The sequence below is a fragment of the Neoroseomonas alkaliterrae genome (assembly GCF_014199195.1).
Taxonomy (GTDB): domain Bacteria; phylum Pseudomonadota; class Alphaproteobacteria; order Acetobacterales; family Acetobacteraceae; genus Neoroseomonas; species Neoroseomonas alkaliterrae.
Window position 1 is genome coordinate 179,784 of the sequence record NZ_JACIJE010000007.1, and the last position, 14,522, is coordinate 194,305.

Annotated in this window: 17 protein-coding genes and 1 tRNA gene; 8 read left to right on the plus strand and 10 right to left on the minus strand. The window is 74.0% G+C overall.

The genetic code is table 11. From position 1 onward, the window contains the following. Positions 1-282 precede the first annotated feature (282 nt). A complete protein-coding gene (locus tag FHS88_RS13575; RefSeq protein WP_246419923.1) occupies positions 283-1,128 on the plus strand; it encodes an isocitrate lyase/PEP mutase family protein in 846 nt (281 codons plus the stop codon). Between the two features lie 125 nt (positions 1,129-1,253). Here the strand turns inward: FHS88_RS13575 and hisG are convergent, their stop codons facing one another. From hisG to FHS88_RS13595, 4 genes are read right to left on the minus strand one after another with little or no spacing between them, the layout of a single operon-like run. Further along, the gene (gene hisG / locus FHS88_RS13580) at positions 1,254-1,961 is read right to left on the minus strand and encodes an ATP phosphoribosyltransferase (RefSeq protein WP_184485540.1); all 708 of its coding nucleotides are present in this window, start codon (positions 1,959-1,961) and stop codon (positions 1,254-1,256) included. A 50-nt stretch (positions 1,962-2,011) separates the two neighbouring features. Then, positions 2,012-3,271 (minus strand): UDP-N-acetylglucosamine 1-carboxyvinyltransferase, encoded by a 1,260-nt coding sequence (murA, locus tag FHS88_RS13585; protein ID WP_184485542.1) that lies wholly within the window; start codon positions 3,269-3,271, stop codon positions 2,012-2,014. Continuing rightward, positions 3,271-3,825: a dCTP deaminase gene (gene dcd / locus FHS88_RS13590; RefSeq protein WP_184485544.1), complete on the minus strand. Its 555-nt coding sequence runs from the start codon at positions 3,823-3,825 to the stop codon at positions 3,271-3,273. The genes murA and dcd overlap by 1 nt, the downstream gene beginning before the upstream one ends. Positions 3,826-3,876: 51 nt before the next feature. After that, entirely contained in the window at positions 3,877-4,065 is a 189-nt protein-coding gene (locus FHS88_RS13595) for a hypothetical protein (RefSeq protein WP_184485547.1), read from the minus strand. A 152-nt stretch (positions 4,066-4,217) separates the two neighbouring features. Between FHS88_RS13595 and FHS88_RS13600 the strand changes: the two genes are divergently transcribed. Together FHS88_RS13600 and FHS88_RS13605 are read left to right on the plus strand one after the other, a co-directional pair. Further along, positions 4,218-4,808, plus strand: a complete 591-nt coding sequence (locus FHS88_RS13600; protein ID WP_184485549.1) for a Hint domain-containing protein — start codon at positions 4,218-4,220, stop codon at positions 4,806-4,808. A gap of 70 nt (positions 4,809-4,878) precedes the next feature. Beyond that, positions 4,879-4,953 (plus strand) — tRNA-Thr (locus FHS88_RS13605). 1 nt (position 4,954) lies between these two features. On the opposite strand, the gene FHS88_RS13610 is transcribed toward FHS88_RS13605, so the two are convergent. The 3 genes from FHS88_RS13610 to FHS88_RS13620 all read right to left on the minus strand — a co-directional run bounded on the left by FHS88_RS13610 (position 4,955) and on the right by FHS88_RS13620 (position 6,833). Next, the gene (locus FHS88_RS13610; RefSeq protein WP_184485551.1) at positions 4,955-5,734 is read right to left on the minus strand and encodes an enoyl-CoA hydratase/isomerase family protein; all 780 of its coding nucleotides are present in this window, start codon (positions 5,732-5,734) and stop codon (positions 4,955-4,957) included. A 179-nt stretch (positions 5,735-5,913) separates the two neighbouring features. Beyond that, entirely contained in the window at positions 5,914-6,165 is a 252-nt protein-coding gene (locus tag FHS88_RS13615; protein WP_184485553.1) for a hypothetical protein, read from the minus strand. Then, positions 6,162-6,833, minus strand: a complete 672-nt coding sequence (locus tag FHS88_RS13620; protein ID WP_184485555.1) for a structural protein — start codon at positions 6,831-6,833, stop codon at positions 6,162-6,164. Before FHS88_RS13620 ends, FHS88_RS13615 begins: the two co-directional genes overlap by 4 nt. Before the next feature lie 88 nt (positions 6,834-6,921). On the opposite strand from FHS88_RS13620, the gene FHS88_RS13625 reads away from it, so the two are divergent. After that, positions 6,922-7,317, plus strand: coding sequence for a hypothetical protein (locus FHS88_RS13625; protein WP_184485557.1), 396 nt, complete (start codon positions 6,922-6,924; stop codon positions 7,315-7,317). Positions 7,318-7,437: 120 nt separating this feature from the next. Here the strand turns inward: FHS88_RS13625 and FHS88_RS13630 are convergent, their stop codons facing one another. The 3 genes from FHS88_RS13630 to FHS88_RS13640 are packed head-to-tail and all read right to left on the minus strand — an operon-like array spanning position 7,438 to position 10,456. Beyond that, the gene (locus FHS88_RS13630; RefSeq protein WP_184485559.1) at positions 7,438-7,815 is read right to left on the minus strand and encodes a phage tail fiber protein; all 378 of its coding nucleotides are present in this window, start codon (positions 7,813-7,815) and stop codon (positions 7,438-7,440) included. A gap of 22 nt (positions 7,816-7,837) precedes the next feature. After that, positions 7,838-9,775, minus strand: coding sequence for a glycosyl hydrolase family 28-related protein (locus FHS88_RS20580; RefSeq protein ID WP_211842526.1), 1,938 nt, complete (start codon positions 9,773-9,775; stop codon positions 7,838-7,840). A 30-nt stretch (positions 9,776-9,805) separates the two neighbouring features. Beyond that, positions 9,806-10,456: a hypothetical protein gene (locus FHS88_RS13640; RefSeq protein WP_184485561.1), complete on the minus strand. Its 651-nt coding sequence runs from the start codon at positions 10,454-10,456 to the stop codon at positions 9,806-9,808. Between the two features lie 246 nt (positions 10,457-10,702). Between FHS88_RS13640 and FHS88_RS13645 the strand changes: the two genes are divergently transcribed. Genes FHS88_RS13645 through FHS88_RS13660 form a run of 4 tightly spaced genes read left to right on the plus strand, consistent with a single transcriptional unit; the run spans position 10,703 to position 14,452 of the window. Then, a complete protein-coding gene (locus FHS88_RS13645) occupies positions 10,703-11,797 on the plus strand; it encodes a polyamine ABC transporter substrate-binding protein (protein WP_184485563.1) in 1,095 nt (364 codons plus the stop codon). Then, positions 11,794-12,837: an ATP-binding cassette domain-containing protein gene (locus FHS88_RS13650; RefSeq protein ID WP_184485565.1), complete on the plus strand. Its 1,044-nt coding sequence runs from the start codon at positions 11,794-11,796 to the stop codon at positions 12,835-12,837. Before FHS88_RS13645 ends, FHS88_RS13650 begins: the two co-directional genes overlap by 4 nt. Beyond that, entirely contained in the window at positions 12,834-13,661 is an 828-nt protein-coding gene (locus tag FHS88_RS13655) for an ABC transporter permease subunit (RefSeq protein ID WP_184485567.1), read from the plus strand. The genes FHS88_RS13650 and FHS88_RS13655 overlap by 4 nt, the downstream gene beginning before the upstream one ends. Further along, entirely contained in the window at positions 13,658-14,452 is a 795-nt protein-coding gene (locus tag FHS88_RS13660) for an ABC transporter permease subunit (RefSeq protein WP_184485569.1), read from the plus strand. Before FHS88_RS13655 ends, FHS88_RS13660 begins: the two co-directional genes overlap by 4 nt. Positions 14,453-14,522 lie beyond the last annotated feature (70 nt).

Consider the following 14,522-nt stretch of genomic DNA (forward strand, 5'->3'; position numbering starts at 1 on the left):
CTACCGCCCAACCCGCCGCGCCGGCAAGCGGGGGTGGACGAAGGCGCCGGGTGCTGCGGGACGCGGCGCGATGATCGCGCCTCGCGTCACCCACCCGGAACGCATGCCGTGTGGAGGCGATGGCGGTCGCCGCGCTCCGGCCCCTCGAGGCGGGGATGGCATTGCGGGTCTTGGCGGCGGCGCGAAGCCGGGTGAAACCTGCGCGACCGCCTCCTCGCGAACGCGCGCAGCGGGCGCGACCAACCCACCGGAAGGATCCTCCGCATGACCCCGCCCGAGAGAATGCGTGCCCTGCTGGCCAGGCCCGGCTTCGTCGCCATGCCGGCGATCTGGGACGGCCTGAGCGCGAAGATGACGCGCGCGGCCGGATTCGAGACCGCCTTCCTCTCCGGCTCCTGCGTCGCCGCGAGCCGCCTCGGCGGGCCGGACCTCGACCTGATCTCCTTCGCCGAGATGCTGAACAGCCTCGAGATGGCGCGCGGGGCCGCGCCGGACCTGCTGATCCTCGCCGACGGGGACCACGGCTACGGCAATGCGATGAACGTGCAACGCACCGTGCGCGCCTATGGCCGCGCCGGGGCCGCCGCCGTGCTGATCGAGGACAAGATCACCCCGCGCGCCCTCACCGCCGCCGGCAAGCCGAGCCTGCCGCGCGAGGAGATGCGCATGAAAATCCGCGCCGCCGTCGAGGCCGCGAAGGACAGCGGCATCCTGGTCATGGCGCGCACCGACTGCCGCCCCACCGCCGGCATCGAGGAGGCGCTGGCGCGCATCGAGATGTATGTCGAGGAAGGGGCCGACATCCTCTTCCTCGACAGCCCGAAGGACGAGGAGGAGATCCGCCGCGCCGTCGCCGCCTCGAAGGGCAGGCCGCATTTCGCCGTGCTTTCCCCCGGGGCCGACCGCGAGACGCCGACGCAGGCGCGCGCGGCCGAGCTCGGGCTCAAGATCGGCACCTTCCCGACCGGCCTGCTCTCGCCCGCGATGGCGGGGATGAAGGCGGGCCTCGCCGCGATCGCCGCGGGCGGCTCGGCGGCCGAGGCTGCGTTGCCGCCGGCGGAGTTCCGCCGGATCCTCGGCTATGCGGACTACGAGGCGGCCGCGAAGCCCTTCGTCCTGCCCACCTGAGCGGGGCGGCGCCGCGCCCTGCGGGGGGGGGGGGGGCGCCATGCGCGGGCCGGCATGCGGGGCGGCCGTGCGGAACCAAGTCCTGATGCCCGGCGGACAAAGGATCGCCCCTTGTCCGCCGGGTCTCAGCGCGCGTCGCGCTCGGCCAGGGCGGCGCGGAAGCGCCCGAGCCAGGCCCCGATCGTCTCCGGCCGCGTCTTGAGCGCGGTCCGGTTCACGATCAGGCGCGAGGTGACATGCGCGATGACCTCGCTCTCGCGCAGGCCGTTGGCCTTCAGCGTGGAGCCGGTCTGCACCAGGTCCACGATGAGTTGCGAAAGGCCCATGGAGGGGGCGAGTTCCATCGCGCCGTTCAGGTGCACCACCTCGGCCTGCACGCCGCGGGCGGCGAAATGGCGGCGGGCGATGTTGGGATACTTCGTCGCCACCGTGACGCGCGACCAGCGCGAGGGATCCTCCGCCCGCGCCGCGACGGGCTCGGCGACGCTGACACGGCAGCGCCCGATGCCGAGGTCGAGTGGGGCGTAGATCTCGGGGTAGTCGAACTCCATCAGCACGTCGGCGCCGCAGATGCCGATCTGCGCCGCGCCATGGGCGACGAAGGTCGCGACGTCGAAGGAGCGGACGCGGATCACGTCGAGCGCCGGGTCCTCGGTCGGGAAGCGCAGGCGGCGGCTGCTCTCGTCGGCATAGTCGGGGGCGGGGACGATGCCCGCGCGCGCGAGAACCGGGCCGAGCTCGGCCAGGATGCGCCCTTTCGGCAGGGCCAGCACGACCGGCCCGGCATCCTCGGGTGTCGCGGGGGAGAGGGGGGTGGGAATCGGATGGTCCATGGCGGAGCCTACACCATCCCGCCCCGCTGCGCTGCCATCGCCATCGTGTTTCAGCCCGGCAAACGTTCGATGTCGGCGCCGACCGCGGCGAGCTTCTCCTCGACATGCTCGTAGCCGCGGTCGAGGTGATAGACGCGGTTGACGATGGTCTCGCCCTGCGCCGCGAGGCCCGCGAGGATAAGCGAGACCGAGGCGCGCAGGTCGGTCGCCATCACCGGTGCGCCGGAGAGCCGCGGCACCCCGCGCACGATGGCCGAGGCGCCGTGGAAGTTGATGCGCGCGCCCATGCGGAGCAGCTCGGGCACGTGCATGAAGCGGTTCTCGAAGATCGTCTCGGTGATCATGGCAGCACCCTCGGCCACGCACATCAGCGCCATGAACTGCGCCTGCATGTCGGTGGCGAAGCCGGGGAAGGGCTCGGTCATCACATCGGTGCCGCGCAGGCCGTTCAGCCGCGCGACCTTCAGCCCGCCCTCGGCCTCGGCCACGTCCACCCCCGCATCGCGCAGGATGCGCGTGACCGCGCCGAGATGGTCGAGCCGCGCGCCGGCCAGCAGCACCGAGCCGCCGGTGATGGCGGCCGCGCAGGCATAGGTGCCGGCCTCGATGCGGTCGGGGATGATGGGATGCACGGCCGCGCCGAGGCTCTCCACGCCCTCGACCAGCAGCCGGTCGGTGCCCAGCCCCTCGATCCGCGCGCCCATGCGCATCAGGCAGGCGGCGAGGTCGGTGATCTCGGGCTCGCGCGCGGCGTTGACGATCTCCGTCGTCCCCTTGGCGAGCGCCGAGGCCATCAGGATGTTCTCGGTCGCGCCCACCGAGACCTGGGGGAAGATGATGCGCGCGGCCTTGAGCCGGCCCGGCGCGGTGGCCTCGATGTAGCCGCCCGTGATCTCGATCGCCGCGCCCATCTGCTCGAGCGCCTTGAGGTGCAGATCGACCGGGCGCGTGCCGATGGCGCAGCCGCCGGGCAGGGAGACCCGCGCCCGGCCGTGGCGCGCGAGCAGCGGGCCGAGGACCAGCACCGAGGCGCGCATCTTGCGCACCAGATCGTAGGGAGCCTCGAGATTCGTCGCCGTGCCGGACAGCGTGATGGTCCGCGCGGCCTTGTCGCGCGTGACGCTGAGCCCGTGCTGCGCGAGCAGCCCGGCCATGGTCGTCACGTCCGCGAGGTCGGGCGCATTGGTCAGCGTCAGCGGCCCGTCGGTCAGCAGCGCCGAGGCCATCAGCGGCAGCGCGGCGTTCTTCGCGCCCGAGATCGGGATGGTGCCCGCGAGCGCCCGGCCGCCGCGGATGCGGATGCGATCCATCAGAGCCTCGGCAGCGCGACGCCGCGCTGGCGCATGTACTTGCCCTGGCGGTCGGCGTAACTCACCTCGGGCGGGGCCTCGCCCTTGAGGAAGAGGAACTGGCACACCCCTTCATTGGCATAGACCTTGGCCGGCAGGGGCGTGGTGTTGCTGATCTCGATCGTGACCTGGCCTTCCCATTCGGGCTCGAGCGGCGTGACGTTCACGATCAGCCCGCAGCGGGCATAGGTGGACTTGCCGAGGCAGACCACGAGCACGTCGCGCGGGATGCGGAAATACTCGACCGTGTGCGTCAGCACGAAGGAGTTGGGCGGGATGATGCAGACGGGGCCCTTGCGCGTGACGAAGCCGGCCTCGCTGAAGGCCTTGGGGTCCACCACGGCATTGTCCACGTTGGTGAAGATCTTGAACTCGTCGGCCGCGCGGGCGTCGTAGCCATAGGAGGAGAGGCCGTAGGAGATCACGCCCTCGCGCCGCTGGGCCTCGACGAAGGGCTCGATCATGCCGTGCTCGGCCGCCATGCGGCGGATCCAGGTGTCGGGCATGATGGGCATGGTGCTGGCCTGGGCTGAGGTGGGGGCCCCCGCGTCGCCGGGGCGGCCCGATTAGCCCAAGCCCCGGGGAGGGGCAACCTTGGCCGGCGCGGCCGCGCCCTCCGGCGCCTGCCCGGCGGCTTCCCGCGCGCGGGCCTGGGCTTTGCGGCGCTTGAGGTTCTCCCGCAGCGCGGCGGCGAGCCGCTCGGCGCGGTCCGGCGCGCGGCCGGCGGGCGGCGCGGGGCTTCGGCGGTCTGTCATGGCGGTGTTCTGCCGTGTGCCGGGCCGCCAGCGCAAGCGGGCCGGATCTTGACCTTCGTCACGTTTCAACCGCCGCGGGTATGGCCCCGCGGCGCCTCGCGCCCCATACTCGATTGGTTGAGGAAGCGTCGCCATCTTGCCGGGAGTGGTGCATGCCCCAGGAGAAACAGCCCCCCTGCCGGGGGGATCCGCAGGCGGAGCGGCCGGACGGGACGGAGGATCTGGCGCTGGTCGGCCTGCTGCCCTCGGTGCGGGTCGTGACCATCCGCGGCGAACGCCCCGCCGATGAGCTGGAGGCGGGGGACATCGTCGCGGTCATGGCCCAGGGCGGCTATGCGCCCGTTCAGCGGGTGATGGAGACCGTGGTGGACCTCTCCCGCCACCCGGAGGCGGCGCCGGTGCTCTTCGCCGCATGGGCGCTCGAGGACCACGCGCCTCTGCGGCCGACGGCCGTCGCGCCACGCAGCCTCGTGGGCCTGCGCGGCCGCCTGGTGCCGGCCGAGGCGCTGGTGAACGGGCGCAGCATCCGCCGGGCGCCGGCGCGCGGGGTGATGCGCTATGTCCAGCTCGAGCTCGGCGAGCACGACCTCGTCATCGCCGACGGGCTGCGTGTGGCCAGCCTGCGGCGGGGCGAGGCGCCCTGCTGGCCGCCGCTCGGCCCCGGCGCCGCGCGGGAGGCGATGCGCCGGGCGGCGGCGGAGCGGATTCCGCGGCTGGAGGCCGCGGGGCTCCTGCCGCGCTAGGCAGGCGGGGCGCCAGGCCGCCGCCGGGGTTGCGCGGCGCGCCGGCTTTGCCTAGAGAGCGTGCCCCGGCGCTGTTGTAGCTCAGTGGTAGAGCACTCCCTTGGTAAGGGAGAGGTCGAGAGTTCAATCCTCTCCAACAGCACCACTCACACCCCGCGGAACACCGGCGCCCGCTTCTCGCGGAAGGCCGCGAGGCCCTCCTGGATGTCCGCGCTCTCCTTGCAGATCTTCGCGCGCGCCTCGCAGCCTGCCTCGTCGAGCGCGCCGTGCCCGATCTCGTTCAGCGCCCGCTTCATCCCCTGCACGGCGAGCGGCGCCATGGCGCAGAGCGTCGCGGCCAGCCGGTCCACCGCCGCGTCGAGCTCGGCCGGCGGCACGAGATGCGTCAGGTAGCCGATGCGCAGCAGCTCCTCCGCGCCGAGCTTCTCGGCGGTGAGGAACAGGCGCTTGGCGGTGTTCATCCCCAGGCGCGAGACGTAACGGCGCAGCCCGCCCGGGTAGTAGTGCACGCCGAGGCGCGCGGCCGGCATGAACATCTCCATCGTGGTCACGCCGACGCGGAAATCGGCGGTGAGCGCGAGATCGGTCGAGCCGCCATAGACCCCGCCCTGCAGCCGGCAGATGCTCGGCACGCGCACCGCCTCGAAGCGGTCCACCAGCGCATCGAAGCCGGGCGCGCGCGCCGCCTCCTCGCGGTCCTCGGCGAAGCCGCCGAGGTGGAAGCCGGCGCTGAAGGCCGGCCCGCTCGCGGCGAGCACCAGCACCCGCACCTCGGGATTCGCGTCCACCGTGTCGAAATGCTGCATCAGGCGGATGATGTCGCCCGGCTCGATGCGGTTGCGGTGGCGCGAGCGGTGCAGGCGGATGGTCGCGCGCGGCCCGGCGATCTCGAGGCTCGGCGGGTCCAGGCGGTCGTCTTCGGTCATGGCGGCTCCTCTTCGGCCGCCATGTTCGCCCAAAGCGGCGCGCAAGGCCATGCGGCGGCCGCCCCTACCAGCCGCAGAGCCGGCGGCCCGTGCGGTTGTGCGCCAGGATGGCGCGCGCCGTGGCCTCGCCGAGCCTGTCCTCCTCGCCCACCAGGATGGGGCGCCAGGGGGCGCAGGCCTCAGGGCCGACGCCAGTCCCGGCGCAACTCGCCAGCAGGATCGCCAGCGCGATCCACATCGCGCTCCACCGCATCGCGAACCTCCCGCGCGCGCGCGGCGCGCCTCAGCATGTCGGTCTCGGCCCGGGCGCGGCCGTCGCGCCGCCCGGCGGCATGGACGGCGGCGAGAACCGCGATCGCGGCGCCCGCGGCCGCGAGCCAGCCCGCCACCCGCGCCCAGGCAGCGGCGAGCAGGCCGGCGATCGCGCTCACGCCGCGCGCCGCATGCGCTGGTGGATGAAGAAGGCCGCGGCGGCGAGGATCAGCAGCGCCGCGAGCCACGGCCCGAGGGCGCGCGCGAGCTCGGCCGCGCTGCCCAGATGCGGCGCGAGGGCGGCGAGCGTCTCTGCCGTGGCGATGCCGCCCAGGCCCGCCGCCGCCGTGCCGGCCGCCGCGCGGGCGGTGCCGCTGCGCGCGAGCGCGGCGCGGCCCTGCGGCAGCACGCCGGCCAGCCGCAGCCCGGCATCTATGGTCGCGCGGTCATAAGGGTTGCCGCCGAGCTCGTGGGTGATGATCGCCTCGACCAACGGGCGGAGGTCGTCGTAGCGGTGCAGGTCGAGCTCGGCGCGCGGATGCCGCCCCGTCAGCCGCGCGACATGGGCGATGTAGGCCTCGGTGTCGTTCTCGTTGCCCGGCGCCCAGCGCGAGACGATGCCGCGGATGGTCCGGAGCCCGTGCCGGTCCTGGTAGGTGGTCAGCAGCATCGCCAGCGCGCGGATGCCGTATTCGTGCGAGACGAACCGCGCGAAGCGGGCGCGCCCGCCGCCCGGCGGCGGCGGTTCGAGCGGCGGGTCGGCAAGCCCCTGCCAGCGGTTCTGCGGCAGGTGGTCGATGTTGCCGGGGTTGCGGTTGCGGTAGCCGCGGGAGAGGCGCGGATCCATGCCTGGGGCTCCTTCGTGGGGCTGGCCCGCGGCGCTGCCGGCGGGGCATGCTGCGGGACGGATCGGTGAGGGAGGAAAGGGGGGCGCGATGGCGTTGCGCGCGGGACTGCTCGGGATGCTCGGCCTCGCGGCCTCGGCCGCGGGGGCTGCGGCGTCGTGCATCCATGTCGTCGGCCATGCCGAGGCGCGCGAGGATGTGGTGGCCTTCTCGGCCGGGCTGCAGCGCGAGACGCGCATGCCGATCGAGCGCAACCACAACTGCACGCCCGACCTGCACGCGGCCTTCATGGTGATCGAGCTCGCGGTGATCGCCGGCCGCGCCGGGCGCGGCTTCCTCGTCACCTATGCGGTGACCGACGAGCGCGATGCGGATGTGCGCCCGCACATGGGCGCCACCTGGTCGCTCGACCGCACCCAGGCGCTGCTGGATGCAGGCCGCGCGGCCGGGGCGGGAATCCGCGGGCGGACGCCCCGCGGCTACTAGAGGCCTTCGCGCGCGCCCGCCGGTTGCGCGCGCGTCGTCACCCTGCCGGCATCGGCGCCCGCGCGCGGAACCAGAGCCTGATGCCCTGCGGACAGAGGTCGGTCCTCTGCGCGCAGGATATCAGTCGCCGATCACGCTGAGGCTCTCGGCCGGGATGGTGATGCTGCCGGGCGCGCCGAGCGTGGCCGGGCTGCCGAGCGGCGCCCAGGCCAGCGCATTGCCCCCCGCCACCGCATCGAACAGCCCGACATGCGTGAGCGTGCCGGGCGCGGCGGTGAAGCTGAAGCGCAGCGGCGCGGTGTTGCGCTGGATGCCGCTGCCGGTGAAGGCGGCGGGCTGGCGGGCATAGCCGGTCGCCGCCGCGGGCTCGCCGGTCAGGCCCGCGGCGTCGCTGCCGCCGGTGCCGAGGCCGACCCAGACGCCGGTGGGCAGCGCCGGCTGGCGCGCCACCAGCGCGCGGCCCAGCAGGTTCTTGGCGTAGTCGGTGAGCGCGGTCATGATGGTTTCTCCCCTTCCTTCCTCAGCTCACCACCGCGCCGTCCGGCCAGCGCCAGCTCGTCCCGTCGCTGACGGCGAAGCGCCGGTTCGAGGCCCCGTCCGAGACGTAGATGATGCAGCGGGCGAAGGTGCTGGCCGAAGGCAGCGTGGCGACCGTATAGGTCGGCAGCCGCAGCGGCCCCGTCGCATCCACGAAGCCGGTGCCCTTGGGCGCGATCTGCACGCTGATGTTGCTGTCGCTGCCCTGCGCCGAGAGGCGGGGCAGCCCGCCGGCGGCGACGCCGTCCACGCGCAGGTGGTTGACGGGCGTGGCGAGGGCATTGACCTCGAGCGCCGTCTGCCCGCGCGTCTGCAGCCGCACCGCGCCGGTGCCCTTGGCGGCGACCGCCATCGTGATGTTGGTGTCGCTGCCCTGGGCGGAGAGGGAGGGCACGCCCGCCGCGGCGGTGGCGGCGGCCGCCAGCCGGTTCGCCGCATTGGCCGGCGTGCTGACCGCGAAGCCTGCGCCCCCGCCGGCCCCGCCGAGCGTCACCGCGCCGGATGAGGAGAGGCGCAGCACCTCCACCCCCGCCGCCGCGGCCGCGACCTCGGTGCCCGAGGGCGCGAAGAGCCCGCTGCCGTCCGAGCCGACCGAGAGGCCCGGCCGGTCGAGCCGTCCCGCCGGCGCGCCCATCGCGACATGGCCGTTGGTCCCGCCATTGACCAGCGGCCCGCCGAAGCCGTTGGCGAGCACCGCCTGGCTGCCCAGGAAGACGCTGTTCGGCGTGCCCGCCGCGACATTGGCGAGGTGGATCGCGGCCGAGCCGTTGTTCAGCCGGTTGTAGTACTCGGCGCGGAAGGCGAAGACATCGAGGCGGTTGTTCGCGCCGTTGACGCGGATGGCGTTGCTCTCGGCGTCGTCCACGCGCAGGTTGGCGACCTGGATGCGCGCCCCGTTGCCGTCCACCCTGAGGCCGGCGCTGCCCGCGAGCGGCTGGCCCGCCGCGTTCCACAGCTCGCCCTGGGTGGTGGCGTTGGCGATCTGGCCCTCCACCCCGTCCCCGTCCACGAGGATGCCGAGCTGCGCGAAATCGGCGTAGAGGCTGCCGATGTAGAACTTCGTGGTGGCGCCGAAGGCCGAGCCGGCGAAGCGCACCGCCGCGCGCGCGCCGAGGACGAAGACATCGTCCATGAACAGCCCGTCCACGCGGCGGAAGACCAGCGTGTCCTGGTTCTGCTGCTGCCAGCGGACCACGTCGTCATTGGCGGTGGCGAAGGGCCAGAAATGGACGTGCTCGATGCGCGAGACGTCGTAGGCGCGGTCCATCTCGATGCCGGTGGTGAAGACCTGCCCGCGCAGCCGCTGGATGGTCAGCCGCCCCGAATTGTCGCACCAGATGCCGCGATTGACGGCGCAGAGGAACACGTTGTCGAAATCCACCGCGCCGAGGCAGTCCTGGATGCGGAAGACGAAGTCGTAGTCGGTCGGCGCCCAGCCCGGCGCCTGCGCCGCCGCATGGGTCTGGCGGATGGCGAGGTCGCGCACCACCGAGCCGCGCGCGGCCACCCCGGTGAAGGTGAAGGGCGTGAAGCCGGTGGCGTCGATCGTGAGCCAGGTGCCCGAGGCGACGGTCGGCCCCTCGGTGAAGCCCGCGCCCTGCAGGATGACCGAGACGCCGCTGATCACCACCGGGCTCGCGAGGCGGTAGGTGCGCGGGCCGAACTCCAGCACGCCGCCGCCGCTTGCCGCCATGGCGTCGATCGCGGCCTGGATCGCCGGGGCGTCGTTCGCGATGCCGTCGCCGACCGCGCCGAACTCGCGCACATGCAAGGCGCGGTCGGCGAGCAGGCCCTGGCGGAGCTGCGCGAGGCTCGCGCGGCGCGTGGTGGCGCCGGCGCCGCTGCCCTGCACGACGGGCAGCATGTCGGCATCCGCCGCTGCCGCGATCGCCGGCAGGGCGCTGATCTTGGTGTCGGACATCGGGGTCTCCGTTGAGGGATCGGGACGGGATCAGAGGAGGATGGCGGCGCCGTCCTCGAGGAGCAGGCGGAAGCCCGCCTCGGTCAGCAGCCGCGGCGGCGGGCTGACGGCGAAGGGCGGGGAGAGGGCGAGCAGCGAGGGATCCGCCGTCTCGACCGCGAGGATGCGGAAGCCCCCGCCCGCGCCCGGCGCGGTGAAGGCGGCCGAGGCCCGTCCGGCGGCGACGGGGGCGGCCTGCGGCGGGCCGACCTCGGCCCCGCCGGCATCGCGGAAGAAGAAGGTGAGGCTCGCGATGGGCCCGGTGACGCTCGCGCCGACCGGGAAGACTTGGCCCGCCACGATGGGCGAGGGCAGGGCGTCGAGGGCGATGGCGCGGGGCACCGCCGTCGCCTCCACGGCAATGGAGAAGGGCAGGCTGGCCGAGCGCAGCAAGGCCGGCGCGCTGCCGCTGCCGTCCACCGTCAAGCCTTCGCCCGCCGCGGCGCCGCTGCGGATGGGCACGAGCGCGGTGGCATCCGCGGCCTGCACGATCACGATGTCGCCCGGCTGCAGCAGATGCCCGGCGGGGGCGAAATAGCCCGGCGCGAGGACCGTCGCGCGGTCGTCCTCGGTCCGGTAGTGCCAGAGCGTGAAGCCGTTGGCGGTGGTCAGGGCCGCGAGGCCGCTGGAGGCGAAGGCCATGCGTGACTCCTCGGCCGCGCCGGGGCCGTCGCTCCGGGCGGGCGCTGCTGGGTCGGGCTGTCGGGAGGGGCGGGGCGGGCGGCGGACGCAATTCGCCCCGTGATGGCGCGTCTCCTACAGGAACAAATACAGAGCGTCAAGGGAAATAATCCTAGCCGCCCGCCCGTCGCGGGGGGATGCCCGCCCCCGCGCCTGTGGCTAGTCTGGCCGCCGCCTTCCTCTCCGCGCCCCAGGGAACCCGCGCCGATGCTCCGACGCCTGCTGCCCCTGCTCGCCCTGCTCCTCGCCGCCCTGCCGGCCGCGGCGCAGGAGCGCGTGCTGAACGTCTTCAACTGGTCGGACTACATCGACCCCTACATGGTCCAGCGCTTCACGCGCGAGACCGGCATCCGCGTCCGCTACGACGTGTTCGACAGCCTGGAATCGCTGGAAGGCAGGCTCTCGGCCGGGCGCTCGGGCTACGACATCATCGTGCCGACCAGCGAGCCGACCTTCGCGCGGCTGCTGCGCGCGGGCGCGCTCCGGCCGCTCGACCGCGCGGCGATCCCGAACTGGCGCAACCTCGATGCGACGCTGATGCAGCGCGTGGCGGCGATCGACCCGGAGAACCGGCACGGGGCGATCTATCTCTGGGGCACGGTCGGCCTCGGCATCCGGCCGGACCGCGTGCGCGCGGCCCTCGGCGCGGATGCGCCGCTCGACAGCCTCGGCCTGCTGTTCAATCCCGAGAACGCGGCGCGGCTCGCGCGCTGCGGCATCATGGTGATGGACAGCCCGACCGACGTGCTGCCCTCCGTGCTGCGCTGGCTCGGGCGCGACCCGAACGGCCATGCGGCCGAGGACCACCGCGCCGCCGAGGCCGCGCTGATGGCGATCCGGCGGCATGTGCGCGCCATCATCGCCTCCTCCTCCATCCTCGATGCCCTCGCCACCGGGGAGGCCTGCGTGGCGCTGACCTATTCGGGCGACGTCATCCAGGCCGCCGCGCGGGCGCAGGAGGCCGGGCGCGGCGTCGAGGTCCGCTACGTGATGCCGCGCGAGGGCGCGCAACTGTGGTTCGACATGCTCGCGATCCCGGCCGATGCGCCGAACCCGGAGGCCGCGCACGCCTTCATCGACTTCCTTCTCCGCCCCGAGGTGATGGCCGCCATCACCAACCATGTCCGCTACCCCAACGCCGTGCCGGCGAGCCGGCCGCTGGTCGAGGAGGCGGTGCGCAACGACCCGGCGGTCTTCCCCTCGGCCGAGATGCTGGCCGGCACCTTCGTCGCCGGCACGCCGCCGCGCGAGGCCGAGCGCGAGCGCACGCGGCTCTGGGCGCGGTTCAAGCGCGGGCGGTGACGCCGCTGCTGCAGGCCGAGGCGATCACCAAGCGCTTCGGCGCCACGCTCGCGCTCGATGCGCTCGACCTCGCGATCGGGGAGGGCGAGTTCTTCGCCCTGCTTGGCGGCTCGGGCTCGGGCAAGTCCACGCTGCTGCGCATCATCGCCGGCTTCGAGGCGCCGGATGCGGGGCGGCTGCTGCTCGACGGGCGGGACATCGGCGCGACGCCGCCCTGGGCGCGGCCGGTCAACATGATGTTCCAGTCCTACGCGCTGTTCCCGCACATGTCGGTGGCCGACAACGTCGCCTACGGGCTGCGCCGCGCCGGGGTGAAGCGCGCCGAGGCCGAGGCGCGCATCGCCGCCGCGCTGGAGATGGTCGGGCTTGGCGGCTTCGGGCGACGCCGCCCGCACGAGCTCTCGGGCGGGCAGAAGCAGCGCGTCGCGCTGGCGCGCAGCCTGGTCATGCGCCCGCGTCTGCTGCTGCTCGACGAGCCGCTCGGCGCGCTCGACGCCAATCTGCGCGAGCGCACCGGCTTCGAGCTGCGCGCCCTGCAGCGCGAGACGGGCGCCGCCTTCGTCATGGTGACGCACGACCAGGAGGAGGCGCTCGCGCTCGCCGACCGCGTTGCGCTGCTCGATGGCGGGCGGGTGGCGCAGGTGGGGCCGCCGCGCGCCATCTACGAACGGCCCGCCTCGCGCTTCGCCGCCCGCTTCCTCGGCGCGGCGAATGTCCTGGAGGGCCGCGCGACCGCCGCGGGCTTCGAGAGCGAGGAGGCCGGCGCGACCTTCGCGGGCGATCTGCCCCCCGGCACCGTCGCGGTGGCGCTGCGGCCGGAGCGCATCCGCATCGCCGCCGCCGCCGAAGGGCCCAACACGGCGCGCGGCGTGGTCGAGGACGTGGCCTTCCGCGGCGACGATTCGCTGCTGCTGGTGCGCCTTTCCGGCGGCGCGATGCTGCGCGTCGCCCATGCCGAGGAGGACGGCGCGCCGCCCGGGCGCGGGGCGGCGGTGAGCCTCGCCTGGGATGCCGCATCGGTGGTGGCGCTCGCCTCGTGAGGCGCGCGCTCCTCCTCGCCCCGGCCTGGGGCTGGCTGCTGCTCTTCGTCGCCGCGCCGGCGGGGATCCTGGTCGCCATCGCGCTCGCCGAGCCGGATGCCGGCCTGCCGCCCTTCCGCCTCGCCTGGTCGGCGCAGGGCTTCGGGACGCTCGCGGCCGATGCCTTCTACCTCGAGGCCGTGCTCTCGGCGCTCCGGGTCGCGGCGCTGACGGCCATGCTGTGCCTGCTGCTCGCCTATCCCATGGCGATGGCCATCGCGCGCGCGGCGCCGCGGCGGCGGCTCGTGCTGCTCGCGCTCGTCATGCTGCCCTTCTGGACCGGCTTCCTGCTGCGCGTCGGCGCCTGGATCGGGCTGCTGCGCGACGAGGGCTGGATCAACGGCGTGCTGCGCCGCCTCGGTCTGACCGAGGCGCCGCTGCCGCTGCTCTACACCGAGGGCGCGATGCTGCTCGGCATGGTCCATGCCTATCTGCCCTTCGCCGTGCTGCCGCTCTTCGCGGGGCTGCTGCGGCTCGACCCCGCGCTCGTCGAGGCGGCGGAGGATCTCGGCGCGCGGCCCTTCACCGCCTTCCGCACGGTCACGCTGCCGGCGACGCTGCCCGCCGCCGTGGCCGCCTTCCTGCTGGTCTTCATTCCGGCGGCGGGGGAGTTCGTCATCCCCGAGCTGATGGGCCCGCCCGAGGCGCAGCTCGTCGGCCGCGTGCTGTGGCAGGAGTTCTTCCAGAGCCGCGACTGGCCGGTCGCCGCGGCGCTCGCGGTCGCGCTGCTCGTGCTGCTGATCCTGCCCATTCGCCTGTTCCAGCGCATGGAGGCGCGGCGATGAGGCGCGGGCGCGTGCTGTGCGTGGCGCTCGTGGCGGGGCTGCTGTTCCTGTGGCTGCCGATCCTGCTGCTCGTCGCCTATGCCTTCAGCGCCGATCGCATCCCGTTCCAGTGGGGCGGCTTCTCGCTGCGCTGGTTCGCCGCACTCGCTGCCAATGAGCGGCTGATCGAGGCGGCGCTGCTCTCGCTGCGCATCGCCGCGGCGGCGGCGAGCCTCGCGGTGCTGATCGGCGGCGTGGCCGGCTGGGCGCTGGCGCGGTTCGGGCCGTTCCGGGGCAGGGCGTTGTTCGGCGCGCTGATCGGCGCGCCGCTGGTCCTGCCCGAGGTCGTCTCGGGCCTTTCGCTGCTGCTCCTCTTCGTCGCCCTGGAGGCGGCGACCGGCTGGCCGCAGGGCAGGGGGCCGCTGACCGTGCTGCTGGCCCATGCCACGCTGGGGGCGGCCTTCGTCGCGGTGGTGGTGCAGGCGCGCCTCGCCGGGGCCGAGCGCGGCCTCGAGGAAGCGGCGATGGACCTCGGTGCCACGCCCTTCGTCGCCTTCCGCACCGTGACGCTGCCGCTGATCGCACCCGCCCTCGGGGCGGGCTGGCTGCTCGCCTTCAGCCTTTCGCTCGACGATCTGGTGATCGCCTCCTTCGTCTCGGGGCCGGCCGGCACCACGCTGCCCATCGCGCTGTTCTCCATGCTGCGGCTCGGGCTGACGCCTGAGGTCAATGCGCTGGGGGCGGTGGTGGTGGTCGCGGTCGGCGCGCTGCTCGGGCTTGCGGTGCTGCTGCTGCGGCCGCGCCGCGCCTGAGGGGGCGCCCGCACGGCGCGGGTTGCTGGCCGCAGGAGGCGGGATTAGGGTCCGGCCCGTCTTCCAACCC